General features: G+C 45.7%; 14 protein-coding genes. 8 read left to right on the forward strand and 6 right to left on the reverse strand.

Going from position 1 to position 17,069, the window contains the following annotated elements:
• Positions 1–22: 22 nt before the first annotated feature.
• Positions 23–1,246: an MFS transporter gene (locus VIB_RS16080; RefSeq protein ID WP_004397484.1), complete on the forward strand. Its 1,224-nt coding sequence runs from the start codon at positions 23–25 to the stop codon at positions 1,244–1,246.
• A gap of 155 nt (positions 1,247–1,401) precedes the next feature.
• On the opposite strand, the gene pyrE is transcribed toward VIB_RS16080, so the two are convergent.
• Together pyrE and rph are read right to left on the reverse strand one after the other, a co-directional pair.
• Positions 1,402–2,049: an orotate phosphoribosyltransferase gene (gene pyrE, locus VIB_RS16085; RefSeq protein ID WP_004397485.1), complete on the reverse strand. Its 648-nt coding sequence runs from the start codon at positions 2,047–2,049 to the stop codon at positions 1,402–1,404.
• A 199-nt stretch (positions 2,050–2,248) separates the two neighbouring features.
• Positions 2,249–2,965, reverse strand: coding sequence for a ribonuclease PH (rph, locus tag VIB_RS16090; protein ID WP_004397486.1), 717 nt, complete (start codon positions 2,963–2,965; stop codon positions 2,249–2,251).
• Positions 2,966–3,183: 218 nt separating this feature from the next.
• Here rph and VIB_RS16095 point away from each other — a divergent pair, with 218 nt between their 5' ends.
• Entirely contained in the window at positions 3,184–4,050 is an 867-nt protein-coding gene (locus VIB_RS16095) for a YicC/YloC family endoribonuclease (RefSeq protein WP_004397487.1), read from the forward strand.
• 235 nt (positions 4,051–4,285) lie between these two features.
• Positions 4,286–5,503 carry a tyrosine-type recombinase/integrase gene (locus tag VIB_RS16100; protein WP_004397488.1) on the forward strand — a complete coding sequence of 406 codons (1,218 nt, stop codon included), beginning with the start codon at positions 4,286–4,288 and terminating at the stop codon, positions 5,501–5,503.
• Between the two features lie 377 nt (positions 5,504–5,880).
• Here VIB_RS16100 and VIB_RS16105 read toward each other — a convergent pair whose 3' ends face one another.
• Positions 5,881–6,783, reverse strand: a complete 903-nt coding sequence (locus VIB_RS16105) for an AAA family ATPase (RefSeq protein ID WP_083797803.1) — start codon at positions 6,781–6,783, stop codon at positions 5,881–5,883.
• 63 nt (positions 6,784–6,846) lie between these two features.
• On the opposite strand from VIB_RS16105, the gene tnpA reads away from it, so the two are divergent.
• The 3 genes from tnpA to VIB_RS16120 all read left to right on the forward strand — a co-directional run bounded on the left by tnpA (position 6,847) and on the right by VIB_RS16120 (position 9,115).
• Positions 6,847–7,155: an IS66 family insertion sequence element accessory protein TnpA gene (tnpA, locus tag VIB_RS16110; RefSeq protein WP_040904403.1), complete on the forward strand. Its 309-nt coding sequence runs from the start codon at positions 6,847–6,849 to the stop codon at positions 7,153–7,155.
• Positions 7,149–7,496, forward strand: a complete 348-nt coding sequence (gene tnpB / locus VIB_RS16115; RefSeq protein WP_040904400.1) for an IS66 family insertion sequence element accessory protein TnpB — start codon at positions 7,149–7,151, stop codon at positions 7,494–7,496. Before tnpA ends, tnpB begins: the two co-directional genes overlap by 7 nt.
• An 89-nt stretch (positions 7,497–7,585) precedes the next feature.
• Positions 7,586–9,115, forward strand: coding sequence for an IS66-like element ISVme1 family transposase (locus VIB_RS16120; RefSeq protein ID WP_004395543.1), 1,530 nt, complete (start codon positions 7,586–7,588; stop codon positions 9,113–9,115).
• Between the two features lie 447 nt (positions 9,116–9,562).
• On the opposite strand, the gene VIB_RS16125 is transcribed toward VIB_RS16120, so the two are convergent.
• Positions 9,563–12,358, reverse strand: a complete 2,796-nt coding sequence (locus VIB_RS16125; protein ID WP_004397490.1) for a M16 family metallopeptidase — start codon at positions 12,356–12,358, stop codon at positions 9,563–9,565.
• A gap of 242 nt (positions 12,359–12,600) precedes the next feature.
• Here VIB_RS16125 and VIB_RS16130 point away from each other — a divergent pair, with 242 nt between their 5' ends.
• Positions 12,601–13,920, forward strand: a complete 1,320-nt coding sequence (locus VIB_RS16130) for a metal-dependent hydrolase family protein (protein ID WP_004397491.1) — start codon at positions 12,601–12,603, stop codon at positions 13,918–13,920.
• 116 nt (positions 13,921–14,036) lie between these two features.
• A complete protein-coding gene (locus VIB_RS16135; RefSeq protein ID WP_004397492.1) occupies positions 14,037–14,525 on the forward strand; it encodes a TIGR00645 family protein in 489 nt (162 codons plus the stop codon).
• Between the two features lie 81 nt (positions 14,526–14,606).
• Here the strand turns inward: VIB_RS16135 and murP are convergent, their stop codons facing one another.
• Entirely contained in the window at positions 14,607–16,055 is a 1,449-nt protein-coding gene (murP, locus tag VIB_RS16140) for a PTS N-acetylmuramic acid transporter subunit IIBC (protein WP_004397493.1), read from the reverse strand.
• 24 nt (positions 16,056–16,079) lie between these two features.
• Positions 16,080–16,982, reverse strand: coding sequence for an N-acetylmuramic acid 6-phosphate etherase (gene murQ / locus VIB_RS16145; RefSeq protein ID WP_004397494.1), 903 nt, complete (start codon positions 16,980–16,982; stop codon positions 16,080–16,082).
• Positions 16,983–17,069: the final 87 nt, after the last annotated feature.

The raw sequence follows: 17,069 nt of genomic DNA on the forward strand, positions 1-17,069 counted from the left end.
ATTTTGTTATGGAGTACCGTTTATGTTAGGCATGATATCCCCACGATTACGGACCTTAATTGGTACCATTATTGCGCAATTTGCCCTTGGCTCTGTGTATACCTGGAGCTTATTTAATGCCCCGCTGGCGGAAAAATTATCCGCTCCCGTCAACCAGATTGCCTTCTCTTTTGGGCTATTAACCTTGGCGCTTGCCTTGGCCTCTTCCGTGTCCGGATTACTGCAAAAGCGTTTTGGCGTACGCCGGGTGACGATGGCAGCAGGCTTATTATTAAGCCTAGGTTTACTTTGGGCTGGACAAGTGACCCAAGTGTGGTTGCTGTATATCAGTGCGGGGTTAATCCTTGGTTTTGCCGACGGCACTGGCTACCTAATGACGTTATCCAACTGCGTGCGGTTTTTCCCTGAGCGTAAAGGCCTAGCTTCAGCTTGTGCTATCGGCGCTTATGGCCTCGGCAGCTTAGGGTTTAAGTATATTAATTTATACTTTCTTGAACACAGCAGTGTGAGTATGACCTTTACCATGTGGGCTCTGATTGCCGGCAGTTTGGTGGTATTGGGTGGATTATTGATGCATGACGCGCCGGTACAAGCGCCAAGCTCGTCGAGCAGCACAAGTAGCCAAGATTACTCACTACAGCAAAGTACCAAAACGCCTCAGTTTTGGTTATTGGCAACGGTGTTTTTTACCATTTGTATGAGCGGATTATACGTGATTGGCGTCGCGAAAGATGTTGGCGAGCTGCAAGTGCATCTCTCCACCGCGGCGGCCGCTTCTTCAGTGGCGATCCTCGCGATGGCGAACCTTGCCGGACGGTTAGTATTAGGTATTTTGTCCGATAAAATGGAGCGCCGCAAAGTGGTCGGGATGGCGCTGCTGATTTGCACGATAGGCATTAGCACCTTATTGTTTGTTCCTCTCAATGAAATGCGCTTTTTCATGGCAATTTCTTGTGTTGCCTTTAGCTTTGGTGGCGCGATTACGGTATTTCCAACCTTGGTCAGCGATTATTTTGGGCTAAATTCTCTGACTCAAAACTATGGGGTGATTTACTTAGGCTTTGGTTTGGGTAGCTTCTTTGGCTCTATCGTAGCGTCATTATTCGGCGGCTTCCAAGCGGCGTTCAGTGTCATGCTCATACTGCTTGGCGTATCATTGTGTATCGCCCTTTGGCTACGTGCGCCAAAAGAGAAAGCATCCGCCGCGCTGACTTGGCAGCCATCGCTTCATTCAAGCAGTCGTTAATCACGCCGCACTTAGGCTACTTAGCGTTGCCGCCAACACCACGGTATCTTTAAATAAGCAAGGATCAACAGCAATAAGCAACGGCTCGGTTATCGACACTGAGCCTTTGCTTTCTCTAACGGGCTTTATCTAACAGACTTCCTGTTACGGAGTCGTTAAGCGACAACACCATATTGAGCTCGGTAAGCCTCTACTGCGGCTAACTGCACCGGATCGCCCCCTTGCTCTTTTAGATAAGTCACCAGATCGCCCAAGCTAACGATAGAAATAATCTGGCAATCAAAATCGCGCTCAACTTCTTGAATCGCGGATAATTCGCCTTGGCCTTTTTCTTGACGGTCAATCGCCACCAAGACACCGGCCAGCTGTGCGCCATTGGCTTGAATGATTTCCATCGACTCGCGAATGGCGGTGCCCGCGGTGATCACATCATCCACCAACATGATCCGCCCTGCTAATTGTGAGCCAACCAGGTTACCGCCTTCACCATGATCTTTGGCTTCTTTGCGGTTAAAGCAGTAAGGGGTATCGATTTCATGGTGATCGGCTAGAGCCACCGCGGTGGTGGTCGCAATGGGAATGCCTTTGTAGGCCGGTCCAAAGAGCACATCAAATTTAATCCCCGCATCCACCAAGGCGGCGGCATAAAAACGGCCTAAACGGGCCAGATCTCGACCAGTATTAAACAGGCCAGCATTAAAGAAGTAAGGGCTTTTACGACCAGACTTCAAAGTAAACTCACCAAATTTCAATACTTCCTTTTCTAAGGCAAACTCAATAAATTCACGCTGGTAGGCTTTCATTTGTTTTCTCTCTACGTTAACTAAAACTAACCATCTTCTCAGTCATTAGCTTGAGAGCAAGGCAGCGAAGATTTGAGACCCAGGGAGCTTACTTTTGTAAGTGACTTGGGCGAAAATTGCCGCTAACACAGCTATCAAGTTAATGACGACGAAGATAGAGATAAAAAAATAGCCCCCTCAACGGGAGCTACTTACTCAATCATTCCGCTAACGCGGCTTTCTGGGCGGCGACAATATCAACAATGCCTTTTTGCGCCGAGGCAAGTAACGCCAGCAACTGCTCATGGCTGAACGGTTCGCCTTCTGCGGTGCCTTGGATCTCGATCATCTTGCCTTCTTCGGTCATCACCACATTCATATCAGTGTCGGCGGCAGAATCTTCCACATACTCTAAATCGCACAGGATGTTTTCACCTAAGATGCCCACTGATACCGCGGCAACATGGCTTTTCATCGGATTCGCTTTCAGTTTGCCTTTGGCGACTAAATGCGCGAAAGCATCAGCCATGGCCACACTGGCACCACTGATCGCTGCCGTGCGTGTCCCGCCATCCGCTTGAATCACATCACAATCGACGGTGATCATGATTTCGCCCATGGCTTTTAAATCAACTACTGCACGTAAACTGCGCGCAATTAGGCGCTGAATTTCCATCGTACGGCCACCTTGCTTACCATTGGCCGCTTCGCGACGGGTGCGCGAATGGGTAGCTCGTGGCAACATACCATATTCAGCCGTTACCCAGCCTTTACCTTGACCTTTCAGCCAACGCGGTACGGTTTCTTCCACGGTTGCGTTACACAACACTTTGGTATTACCAAATTCAACGAGTACCGAACCTTCAGCGTAAGCCGTATAGTTACGAGTGATTTTAATTGGGCGAACTTGATCTGCAGCGCGGTCATTTGGACGCATGGATGAATGCCTTTTGTGAAGGGAACAACAAGATTGGGGCGAGATTATACTGGAAGTGGCGGTAAAATCCTAGGTGCTAGGCCCATCCCCTTCCTACTTGACGCCGCAGCAGTGCTGGTTACATTCGTTCGTGCTTATCTAACCTAGGATCTCGTCAGTCTTTGCCGTATTATTGATTTATTGCACTAAAAGCAGACCGACTAATAAAGGATACCGTAATGATTTACAGCATGACCGCTTACGCACGTAAAGAAGTCAAAGGCGACTGGGGCACGGCAGTATGGGAAATTCGCTCCGTTAACCAACGTTATTTAGAAACCTACTTTCGTCTTCCTGAGCAGTTTCGCGGTTTAGAGCCGGTGCTGCGTGAGCGTTTTCGCCAACGCCTTGCCCGCGGTAAAGTCGAGTGCCATTTGCGTTATGAAGCCAATCCAGCGGCCAAAAGTGAACTCAATATTAATGAAGCATTAGCCAATCAAGTGATCAAAGCCGCTAATCAAATCATGCATATGACTGGTGAGCTCAGCCGCATCAATCCATTCCAAATTATGCAATGGCCAGGTGTGATGGAAACGCCTGAGCAAGATATGGACAGCATTAATAAAGCGTTATTGGCCGGTTTTGATGAAGCGATTGTTGAATTTATTGACGCTCGTGGTCGTGAAGGCGACAACATGAAAGCGTTAATCGAGCAACGCTTAACGGCGATCAGTGAAGAAGTGGTCAAGGTTCGCGCGCGAATGCCAGAAATTCTGCAATGGCAACGTGAACGCCTATTGAACAAGTTTGAAGAAGCAAAAATTGAACTTGATGCCACCCGTGTCGAGCAGGAACTGATTTTACTGGCGCAAAAGTCTGACGTGGCAGAAGAGCTTGACCGTTTAGATTCTCACATCAAAGAAGCGCGCAATGTCCTCAAAAAAGGCGGCGCTTGTGGCCGTAAGCTTGATTTCATGATGCAAGAGTTTAACCGCGAGTCCAACACACTGGCTTCAAAATCGATCTCGACCGATATCACGGCTTCAGGGGTAGAGCTGAAAGTGCTGATTGAACAAATGCGTGAGCAGATCCAAAATATCGAATAGATTCCCCTCTACTCCACACACTTCCACAAGGCCCTTATTTATAAGGGCTTTGTTATTTTCACCATCCATATACATCCATAAAATTCATCAACAGCCATGAAAAAACGGGGAGTATCTTGGGTAGCACTTTGCTATTTACTCCCCACCGTAGTATAAATATCACAACATACTCCCCACTTCTGGAGGGTGATGTAATGATAACTTCGATTAGAGCTATAAATTCAAGGAGATAGAGATGGGGAATCTCACCGTCAACCAAGTTAAGGCGATAGTAAAAGACCAAAAAACGGGTCGTCATGCCGATGGTGATGGTTTCTATCTAATGATTCCTAGAGTAGGTCGACCATACTGGATGCTAAGGTACACCCTTTTTAAGAAAAGAAAGGAGGTGACTATTGGCAAGGTCGATGAACTTTCTCTTGCAGATGCAAGGTTGAAAGCATCTGAGCTTCGAAAGCAAATCAGCGAAGGGATTAACCCAATTGCAGAAAGAAAACGGAGTAAGCAAGCCGATATACAAATAATCGATGACCTCTTCGAAGACTGGTACAAGGATTTGTCCAAAAGGCTCAAGCACCCCAATATACCTAAGCGTATTTATCAGAAAGAAATCTCCCCACACATTGGCCAATACACGTTGAAACGAGTTACCCCTTTAGATATCCGTAACATCATCCAAACAGTCGCAAACAGTGGCCGCCCAACCACAGCTAATGACACGCTGATGTATTGTAAGCAGCTTTTTAAGCACGGTATGAAGATTGGAGTTATTGAGTCTAACCCTGCACTAGCATTTTCTAACTATGATGCTGGTGGCATTGAAGAGAGTCGAGATCGGGTCTTAGATCTTGAAGAGATTAAACATGTTTTTTCCGTCTTCAACCAAAACATTTATAGTTTCAACCGAGACAACTACCTAGCTTGTACTCTGCTTCTTTGTCTTGGCGTTCGTAAATCAGAGCTAACAGAAGCAAAGTGGGCTGAGTTCGATCTAGATAATGCTTTATGGCACCTACCAGCGGAGCGAAGCAAATCTGGGACAAGTTTCACTATTCCGCTTCCGGAGCTGTGCATTAAATGGTTTAAAGAACTACATCAGCGAGCTTGTCGTTCGGAGTACGTCTTCCCAAACAGAAGGGAAAGCAAAGTACCTCACATGGGCAAAGACACACTGAACAGGGCTATTTCAAAGCTATTTGGTCGAGAGCCCGGTCGTAAGGTACAACCACCAAATAAAATGGGCGATATCAAACACTTTGCGGTTCACGATCTACGCCGCACCTGCCGTAGCCTACTCGCTTCAGTCAAAGTGCCTAGCCATATCGCGGAGCGCTGTTTAAATCATAAGCTGAAAGGAGTCGAGGGTATCTACGATCGGTATGACTACTTGGAAGAGCGCAAAGAAGCACTGGAAAAAGTCACCGATCAGGTTAAGAATCACATTGTCATTTAGACATACACATAAGCAAAAAAAGAGGATGCCACTGGCATCCTCTTTTTAAATGTGCTGATTCATACACGATCTGACAATTTTGATTTAGTAGTACGACAGAATCGCTTGGTGATCAGTAACACGTTTCTGGACATAAATCAGTTAGACTTTATGCTCTAAATCAGTCATCTAGGATAACTTAAGATTGGGGAAATTAAGCTGGACTGCTTTGTTGTTTGAGAGCATGTTGGCTGCTTTCGCAGCCAAAAACACCCAACACCAGTAATTGACTCAAATTATTGTTTTTAAGTTTAATATTTCATGAAACGCTCTGCCAAATTAAGAACAAGAAATATAGAAGATTGGAGTTAGCAACTTTATAGACTCAGCTCCTTAGTTTAGCTGCGGCGCTTCTTCAGAGCCTTGAAGTATTCGTCCAAAGCATTTACATCTTTCTCAAATTCACTCGCGCGAGGACAATCAACTGCCAAACCAGTTGCGTTGTCATGACCGCACATATAAGTACTGCATTTAGACATCGCTGCATTGATAATATCATTGTCTTCAGAGGTCACGTCGTCGACGATCTCTTTCAAGCTTTGAGTTTTAACTGCGCGACCAAATCGCTCAACAACTTTTCCCAGTAGCCACTCTTCAACAAGACGCTCATAAGTTTCACGCATCAAACCGTAAGCATGCTTAACTCTCCATTCATACTCAAAATTACCTGATGCTTCCATCTTTTTGAGTTGAGGCGACAAATTCTTCAGTTCACCAACTCGAGCTTTTGTATTCTTGACATCCCAGGGTGGCTCTCGGAAAGGATAACCGGCTATATTCCCTAATTTACGAATAGAAACCACTTCCAAAGGAGCCTGAGATACCCCTGTTGATTCCTCTAACATCTTTAGGAAGGACATATCGTGAGTGAACACAATCACCTGACGCGTTAAAGCTTCTTGAGCGATGCGATCAGCGAACAAGCGACGCCATCTGTGATCGAGTGAGTTAATTGGGTCATCAAAGATAATGGCTGATTTTCTGTTATCTACAGTAAGCTCAGCCAAGAAACCAGCTAGGGCAATGCACTTTTGCTCCCCTTCACTTGCAACATCAGTGATCCCGTTGGTCTTATCTGTAAGACGAATCTTGAGCATTTGCTTGCCACGATGTCCGCGAGTAACGGTACCTACATCAAAGTTGTCAAAGCCCAGCTTCTCTAGTTCCGCTCTGAATGCATCCTGCAGAACACCTACGGCACCACTATTCGCAATAGCGTTGGCTTGAGTGTAAGCGTCTATTTAAACCCACCTACCAATAACTCAGCATTCTAGGCATAGTGATTTCGCAACCAAGGAGTCACTATGAACCAATCGAACAAAACTCAATTCTGGGCAGAAATCATTGAGCAACAGAGCCAAAGTGAGTTATCCATTGTCGCGTTTTGCAAGGCAAACCAACTGACGGTAAATACCTTTTACTACTGGCGCAAAAAGCTTTATGGGGGCGAACAGCAACAAGTGGTGCATCCTGTCCTGATAGAAGATAGCCCGAAAAGCATAGGGGAACGCCAGTCGGTTATGCTTTCACTACCAACAGGAATGACCGTTGAATTTCCCTCTAACATGCCAGCACACCAAATCCAAAACTGGTTACAGGCTCTGACGTGTTAATACCGAACTTGGGTATTTACCTGGTCTCGGGCATAACTGACATGCGCAAGTCTATTGATGGCTTGTCATTGATTGTGGCTGATGTGTTGGAAATGGATCCGTTCAGTGAAGCCTGGTTTATCTTCTGCAACCGCGGCCGAGACAAAATTAAGATCTTGTTCTGGGATACTAATGGTTTTTGGCTTTATTACCGCCGACTGGAAAAAGGTCGTTTTAACTGGCCTAAACCCAATGCATCTGGTCATGTCGCTATCTCCAGACAGCAACTTCAATGGTTACTCTCTGGGCTTAATCTGGAACACCCTAAAGCTCATCAGCCCTTATATGGCCTTGAAGTGTGAGCCAATACCATGATCGTGATAAAGGACTTGAACGATCCTTTTACCCTGTCAGACTAACAGCATAATCCTGACCAAGAGCAGCCTGACCGATGAATCACCTTCCTGACGATGTAGAACAACTGAAAGCGATACTGTTAGCACTTCAGGAAGAAAACAAAGCGAAGGACAGGCAACTACAGGCCCAGCAAGAAGAAATGGCTGAGCTTAAAACACGGGTGGAACTCCTGCTTGAGCAACTCAACCTCAGTAAATCCAAACGGTTCTCTTCCCAGAGTGAAAAGGTGGTTAAAGGTACCTTCAATGAAGCCGAGCAGCAAAATGCACTGCACAAACCAGAGCCAGCTCATCATAAAAAAGGACGTAAACCGCTACCTGAAGAGCTGGAGCGAGAAGTTCAGGTTCACACTCTGAATGCCCCACACTGCAAATGTTGTGGGCACGAATTACATAAATGTGGGGTGGAAACCTCTGAAGAGCTGAAGATCATCCCTCAGAAAATCAGTGTGATCCGCCATGAACGAACCAAATATGCCTGCCGTCAGTGTGAACACACCGAAACCAGCAGCAAGATCGTCACAGCCCCCAAACCCGCCAGCATGATCCCGAAAAGTATCGGTTGTCCAGAAACCTTCGCCGCCATCGTTACTGCCAAATACGTTGATGCGCTACCGCTATACCGTCAGGTTGATATTCTTAAGCGAGGCGACATCGATATTAGCCGAGGTACGCTGGCCAACTGGTGTGTTCAGCTAGGGAACAACGTTGACGTCATTATCGACCAGATGAAAGCACGCTTGTTATCTGAAAGCTTAATCTGCGCAGACGAAACCACGGTACAGGTACTGTCAGAGCCAGGGAAAACAGCGCAAAGCAAGTCCTATATGTGGGTCTATCGCAGTGGCGAGTTCCATAAGTCACCTGTGGTTATCTATGATTATCAGCCAGGGCGCGGGGCAAACTGCCTCAACACCTTCCTTGGTGATTACTCTGGTTATCTGCTGTCGGATGGGTATCCCGCATATGACACTCTTAAAGATGTCACGCAAGCGGGTTGCATGGCCCATGCAAGACGTAAGTTCACCGATGCTCAAAAAGCTCAACCGACCAAGAAAGTTGGCCGTGTAGAAAAAGCGCTGAACTATATCGGGAAGCTTTACGGTATAGAACGGGAGACTAGAAAACTAAGCCCAGAAAAGCGGCGACAGATAAGGCAACAAAAAGCCAAGCCTATACTCGATGAGTTCCATCAATGGTTGGTCGGAATTAAGGAAACACAACTACCGAAAGGTAAGCTCGGGATCGCCATCAACTATGCGATAAACCAGTGGCCAAAACTTCTTACGTATCTTGAAGACGGTCATATCAGCATCGATAATAACGTGACTGAGAGAGATGTGCGTCCGTTTACCACGGGGCGCAAAAATTGGATGTTCTCAACTTCAGTAGACGGAGCAAAGGCCAGCGCAAACCTCTATAGCCTGGTCATGACTTGCCGTGCCAACGACATCAATCCCTACTTCTACTTCGTGCACCTGTTCAGGGAGTTACCGAAGCGTTCACCAAGCGATGATTTAACTGATCTTATGCCATGGAATGTAGAAATCAGCGAGGCTGAATAAGGTCTCACTGGTTAACTAGGCGCTTACGTTGAAATGAGTGTTCGTTTGAGTGTAGATGATGCGCGCATGAGAACTCCTTGAAATAATTCTGTACCAAGTCACATGAATCCCAATTTAATAGGAGGTGTATCGACAAAGTATTCGTAAAAAAAATATAGTCCAATCAATGGCTTTGTCAATGAATCCACCTCTCTCATTAGTTCATCTCAAAAAATAGAGGTTTTCCGCACCATAAATGTTGTAAATTCATTGCTAAGCATCAGTTTTTACTGACAACTAAATAACGATAAAAAATAAATATATTTAAAAAGGAGATGAATTGTTTTAAAAATGTATTTAAAAATCGTGTTCCTCGTGCTTGAAACAAAAATGCCACTCGCATTAGACGAGTAGCATTCTTATATTTACAAAGTCAGTTGACTCTCTTTGCAACCAATATTCAGTAAATCAATCCACGGACTCCCCAAACGAGGTAATCACTTTTAAGCACTTGTCTTTACTTAAATAGCGTTGGGCACTTGTTTGTACTGACTTAATATCAGCTGCGGCAATATGATCATAAATTTGCTGCACGCGCTGATAATACTTGGGTTGAGTGTGGCTCATCACAGCAATCTCTAACCAGAAACCATTGCTATTATCGGCATTGGCAATCGATTGTAGTAACGGCTGCTTGGCTCTGGCCAATAAATCGGCGTCTATTCGCTGCCCTGAACTGAGCTGCTCGATGAGCGTGTCAACTTTCCTTTCAATGGACAACACATGCTGTCTGTCAACTCGTGCGAATAAACCGATATGACCTAATTCTGAAGGTTCTGTCGCGTTAAAGTGAAAAGCATAAGGTGAATAACTCATCCCACCTTGTACTCGCAGCTCTTCAGTGATCAGCAATTGGAGAACGCGCTCCAATAACCATATTTGTGCCGCTTGCTCAACGGAGTAACTATCACTATTTGGCCAAATCCAAGCTAACCCAGTGGAATCAACCGCTCCTTGATGGCTCAACTGGCGGCTCGCTGGTAACTCAGGCAGGCTAGCTACAACTGGACGCTTGGTGATTGGCAACGGATGACGCTCTATAGCCCCCAATGTTTCGGCTACCGCTTGAATCGCCTGAGATTCATCAATATCGCCAACGATAGTGACTTCGAGTACTCCGCGATCCACTGCCGATGTAAGCACAGGAGCTATTTCAGAAAAATCTCGCTTTAATAACTCTTTATCGCGTCCAAGGGCGTAACGTATATCTTCTGGGTGTAATAGCTCCGCAAATCGCTCCCAAAATAACGTTTCGGCATTAGCATTACGGCTGATTGCATGTTCTCGCACTTGTTGCCGAAACTGATGTAACGCTTCAGGTCTAAACCCTGGTGCGGTCAAAAAGGCCGTGTGTAGCCCTAGCTGCGCTCTTAATCGATCAGATCTCACAGAAACGGTATCAACAAAACCTTGCTCCGATAGACTCCACCCCACGGTTAAACCTTGCCCGGCTAATATTTGCCCTAATTCTGTATAACTATGCTGAGCTAATCCTCCCAAGACAAAGCTACGTTGAAAGAGCGTGGCTAGCCCTTCAATTTTAGGTAATGCGACATCACCAAAACCGACCTTAAGCTGCACTCTTGCTTGACCTATTTCAAATTGAGTTGGCTTTAAAGTCAGTCGAACGCCGTTAGCAAAACCCAGTTGGCGGATCCCTGTGTTCTCATCACGCTGATCACTAATGACTTTTCCCGGCTCACCGAAATTTGCATAAGCAAACGGAGTCATTTTTTGCTCTTGATGAGTGCTAATCGGCTGCTGCTGACTTTGCTGATAGACGCTCAGAAGTTGTTTTGCTACCTGCTCTTCTGGTTGAGAGTGAGTCAGATAAATCCATGGTGTACCTTGCCAGCGCTGTTTTAATGCATCGTGCAATGTCGTTGGGGTTAAGCTAGGCTTCAGCTGTTGAAATAACGCACATTCCTGCTGGACATCTAAAAAATATAAGCCGCGGGCGTTATAATCCACCAATTGCTCTGCCAAACCAAAGCTATTCACGTTCAATGGCTGCTCTACGGCATGCCATATATCTTGCTCAATCAAGTCCAGTGCTCGATTAACTTCCTGTTCGGTAAAACCACCGACTAAAGCTTGACGCATGGTCTGTTCGAGCAGTTCAAGATTTTCTCGCCACTGGTGAGGCGCTGAATTAAGTGATAACTCAAAACGTAAGCCATGTTTGAACTCTTCAAATAAAGCAACATCCACTCCACGACCCATATCTTCTTCTGGCAGATGGGCGGTTAAGCGGCGATACAAAAGATGGCTCAGTAACCAATCGGTGAGCATCTGATGCCGTCTAGCGATACCATCAGCAAGTGCATTATGAGGTTGTAATACTCCAAGGGTAACCGTTGTGGGTAGACGAGGGTCAAAAAAACCATCCGCACGCAACGCTTTCTTCACCGTCAATTTGGGCAATGGATCCTCACTAACAGCGATCGCCTGAGGATGTGGTTGCCAGTTGGCAAAACGTTGCTGAATCTGACGCTCTGTGGCCGCAATATCAATATCACCGACAACAATTATGGTCGTGCGCTCTGGTGTATAAAAGCGCTGATAGAGATCACGTAATTGTGCTACTGTCGCTTGACTAACTACGCTTTCCAAGCCGATTGGCAGACGACTCGCCAATGGGCTGTCTGGGTACAAAAATGCCTGCTGATATTGATAATCATCTAGCTCCATCGATTGTTTTTCGCGTATTTCCGTCATTACGATCGGCTTTTCTTGTGCTAGAGCTTCGGGTGTTAAAGTCAGTTGATCACCAATCTCACGCATTAACATCAGCCCAGTTGTAAGCTTATCTTGAGTGCCTTCCGTGATATTAAATTGATACACCGTTTGATGATACTCAGTAATTGCATTGGTATCCGAACCAAAACTAAGACCAAGCTTTTCTAGCTGAGCAATCATATCCCCTTGTGGAACGGATCGAGAGCCCTTAAACGCCATATGCTCTAATAGATGCATCAATCCCTGCTGCTGTTCAGACTCCACCAGCGAGCCACCGGCAATTTGCATGCGCATGATGATGGCTTTTTCTGGGTATGGATTAACCATCAACTGATAAGTTAAGCCATTAGCTAAACGACCTTGGTGGATTCGTGGATCAGGGGTTAATTCATTGGCAACCGAGTGTAGAGACATGATGATGTAGCAAGCGCCAAAGAATGGCATTAACCGAGTAAAGAGAGACAAGAGACAACCTCGAATAACATCAGTAAAAAAGAATCGTTATTATTCATGTTTTATCTCGCTTTAGAATGGTTACATACAAAAGCATACAAAAACATCAAGCAACTCAACGAGTAAACCGCTGAGGTTTATTCAACAAAGTTGGCATTTTTGCTCTTAAAATCGGATCGTTTCGCCAAATATCGCTACACTTTTATCTGTTTGTGCACCAAGGTGTCATGCCGCTAGTTGATTGGAGTGATAAAATGAATAAACCGCTTTGGCTACTGCTAGGTGTAAGCCTAATCGCTTGGCCTACTTTTGCCGCCCAGTATGTATTTAAAAATGTGCAAGTATTTGATGGACGAGAAGCAACACTCAGCGCAGCAAAAAATGTCTATGTGCAAGATAACCTGATCAGCAAAATCGAAGATTACCAAGATCTTAACATCACTGACTCCAATACTATAGTGATTGATGGGCAAGGCAAAACCTTAATGCCGGGATTGATTGATGCTCATACTCATTTAATGCTCGCCGCCCTGCCTCAACAAACCTTAATGCTTGCTGATCAAGGTTTTATTAATATTGTTGCCGCTAAAACCGCTGCCGATATGCTGCAACGGGGTTATACCAGTGTGCGCGATTTGGGTGGGCCAGTATTCGGCTTAAAAATGGCGATCGATAAGCAGATCACCACCGGACCTCGTATTTGGCCAGCCGGGGCTTTCATCTCTCAAACTGGCGGCCACGGTGATTTTCGTCTACCCAATGAGTTAATAACCGCTGATAGTAAAAAACAGACCATCTCTGTTAGGACAGGCACTTCAGCGATTGCTGATAGTCCGGACGAAGTTCGCCAGCATGTACGAGAGCAGTTAGCCCTCGGGGCATCGCAGATTAAACTCATGGCAGGTGGTGGCGTCTCATCATTTTATGACCCGCTTGATGTGACTCAATACAGCCTGGCAGAAATTCGCGCCGCGACGGAAGCGGCAGAAAATTGGGGCACCTATGTGACGGTGCACGCTTATACTCCTCGCTCGATTAATCAAGCGATTGATGGTGGGGTTAAATCGATTGAACACGGTCAATTGATTGATGAAAAAACCGCAAAACGAATGGCCAAAGAAGGCATTTGGTGGAGCTTACAACCGTTTACTTCTGAGCGAAAATCCAGCTTTGCCGAAGGCTCGCCGCAACGTCTGAAACAAAAAATGGTCGAACAAGGCACAGACAGGGCCTATCGTTTAGCGAAAAAACATCAAGTAAAAGTCGCATGGGGAACCGACATTTTGTTCAGTGCGGAAAAACTCAAAGGGCAAACGCAACTTTTGAGTATTATGACTCGCTGGTACACCCCTGCTGAAGTACTGAAAATGGCTACCTACGACAATGCGCAGCTACTGATGCTCTCAGGAGAGCGTGCGCCTTATCAAGGTAAGTTAGGGGTTATTGAGGCCGGAGCTTTGGCCGATCTGCTGATCGTCAATGGCAATCCGCTACAAGATTTAACCATTTTAGAAGCAACGGATAACCTACAACTGATCATGAAAGACGGTCGCATTTATAAAAATACGCTCTAATCAATACGTCTGCTGAGGGGATCTTATCCCCTCAATTTTCACTACACCTTAAGTATAAAAACAAAGTAATATCAGCCTCATTCTGCCCTATTGGGCTTTGTTGATGGTTACTTTAAATGGAACGTATTATCGAAAAACTGCTGTACTCTGCTCGCTGGATCATGGCACCTATTTATCTCGGTTTGAGTTTTATCCTCCTCGCCTTAGGGATTAAATTTTTTCAAGAAGTGATTCACCTACTCCCAAATATCTTTGCTATTCAAGAAGCTGACCTGATTCTAATCGCGTTATCATTGATTGATATCACCTTAGTTGGCGGGCTGATTGTGATGGTGATGTTTTCTGGCTATGAGAATTTTGTTTCTAAAATCGACGTTGAGGAGCATAACGATAAGTTAGGCTGGTTGGGTAAACTCGATGCTGGTTCACTGAAAAATAAAGTTGCTGCGTCAATTGTCGCGATCTCTTCAATTCATTTATTGAAAGTGTTTATGAACACCGAAAATATCGCCAATGAAAAAATACAATGGTATTTGATGCTGCACATTACCTTTGTCATCTCTGCTTTTATGATGGGTTATTTAGATAAAATCACCAAAAAATAATCCGCCGCTAGAGCTAAACATAAAAAAGCCCTGAACCAATCGGATCAGGGCAAAATCATTCACCAACAGGGGGAAGGTGAACTAACTTAAGTCAACATCTTTGCAGCCAAACCAAAGCGTTGCAAAAAAACCAACCACATAAGAAATGAATAGACCGCAGATAAATACCAACATCCCTGGGAAAATACCTTGCGCTGATGTCATTAACGGAATCGCAACAATACCCGATGGCCCAAATACCGTATTAAGTCCGACAGGTAAGCCAAGATAAGAGACTAAACCAATAAAGAAACCACCAGCCGCACCGCCAATACATGCCGTGACAAACGGTTTCACTCTGGGTAGGGTGACGCCATAAATCAGCGGCTCACCAATGCCTAAAATACCCGGAATGATCGCGCCCTTCACTTGGGTGCGCAGCACGGCGTCTTTTTTGGCTTTAAAGTAAAGCGCTAGCGACGCGCCAACTTGGCCGCCTCCGGCCATCGCCAAAATAGGAAACAACGAGTTAAAACCCTGCACATCCATCAAAGCAAAGTAGACCGGAACAAACCCTTGATGAATGCCAAATACTACCGAAATCAAAAATAAACCGGAGAGCAACGCAGCCCCTAGTGGATTATCATTCAGGTTGAGAAACAACCATGACATGCCTTTAAATAACTCACCACCAATCGGCATTATCACCAAAAAAGTCACCGCCCCCATGATCAATAACGTGACGCAAGAGGTTAAGATCATGTCTAAATCATCAGGCATGTACTGGCGAACTTTTCTTTCGACCTGAGCACCCAAAATCGCCGCTAACAGTACGCCGATAATATTGCCTCTAGGGTCAATAGCAAAACCGAAAAATTCGCTCATGCCAGAATAAACGCCCGTTGTCGCATCTGGGTTATAACCCAGCACAAACAGGGAAGCTAAAATAGCGCCATTGACCCCAGAACCGCCAAATGCCTGCTGCGCGTTATAACCGATTAAGATGCTCAGAAAAGCGAATAATCCTTTGCCAAACACCTTCATATAGGCGATTAGATCCAGCGTAAATTGACTTGGCGATTGACCAAGGACCAGCATCTGCTCTAATAAAGTGGCGAAACCTAGTAATAAACCAGCGGCAATAAAGCCCGGAATTAATGGCGTAAAAATGGTCGCAAACTTACTGAGGAAACGCTGCACGGCACTGGTTTGTTTACTCTTCATCTGCTGTTTCTGCGCCGCAGCAATTGTCGATAAATCCGGCGCATCTGACGTTGATGTAGCGGTGAGCCCAAGATTGGCGATCATCTCATTCATCATTTCAGCGGCAGTTTGCGCTTTACCAGGACCGAGAATAATCTGCAGTTGTTGATCGCTTTCTACCACCCCCATAACCCCAGCAATGGCTTTAATCCCAGCTTGATCGGCGAGGAGGTTATCATTCAATGTTAAGCGTAAGCGGGTCATGCAGTTACCACACTTACTAATATTATCACTGCCACCGACCGCGCGAAGCAGTTGAGCTATCATGCTCGATGTAATTTTAGCCATTTACCTTACCTCAACACGATTGGATTATTGATCGTTCAGTGCCGCACGAATAAAGCCATGATGCTTTGCCAGCCGCTCCGCTGCTTGCTCCGCATTCAGATCGGCAAGGATCATCAGAATCGCCGTTTTACAATGTCGTTGGCAGGCCGCGAGCGCTTGTTCCGCTTGATCTGTACTGCAGCCCGTTGCTTCACGAACAATGTGCGTTTGACGCTGAATAAGCTTGGCATTGGTGGCTTCAACATCGACCATTAAATTGCCAAAGACCTTACCGCTGCGAATCATCGCTCCTGTGGTTAACATATTAAGGATCAGCTTCTGCGCCGTGCCAGCCTTCATTCTTGAAGATCCAGTGACAATTTCAGGACCAACCACAGGCGTAATAGCAATATCCGCGGCTTGTTCCATTAAACAATTAGGGTTGCAGGCCAGAGAAATCACCGTCGCACCAACGGATTTAGCGTAAGCCATACCGCCCAGTACATACGGTGTTCGGCCACTAGCGGCGATACCCACTAAAACATCTTGTTTACCAAAGTGAAAACGCTGCAAATCTTGCTCACCAAGTTCTGTATTGTCTTCTGCATTTTCCACGGCTTTTAAAATCGCTTGATGACCACCAGCAATCAGGCCAATCACCAAATCGGGCGAGGTACCATAAGTAGGAGGACATTCGCTAGCATCCAGAATACCTAATCGGCCAGAGGTTCCCGCTCCCATGTAGAACAAGCGCCCACCAGATTGCAGAGCAAAAGTAATCACATCGACCGCTTGCGCCACTTGAGGTAAGGTTTTTTCAACCGCTAAAGCGACTTTCTTATCCTCCTGATTGATGATTTGTAACATCTCAAACGTGGATAAGGTATCAATCGCCGCGCTCGCTGGATTACGGCTTTCCGTTACCCATTGGGTTAAATCTATTTTCATGCACAAGCCTATATGTCTAATAACAACTGGTGGCGATTCTATAGAATAAAAAATTCCAATCGAGTGATAAGGATCACAGCCATGGTT

The sequence above is a fragment of the Vibrio metschnikovii CIP 69.14 genome (assembly GCF_000176155.1).
Classification (GTDB): Bacteria; Pseudomonadota; Gammaproteobacteria; order Enterobacterales; family Vibrionaceae; genus Vibrio; species Vibrio metschnikovii.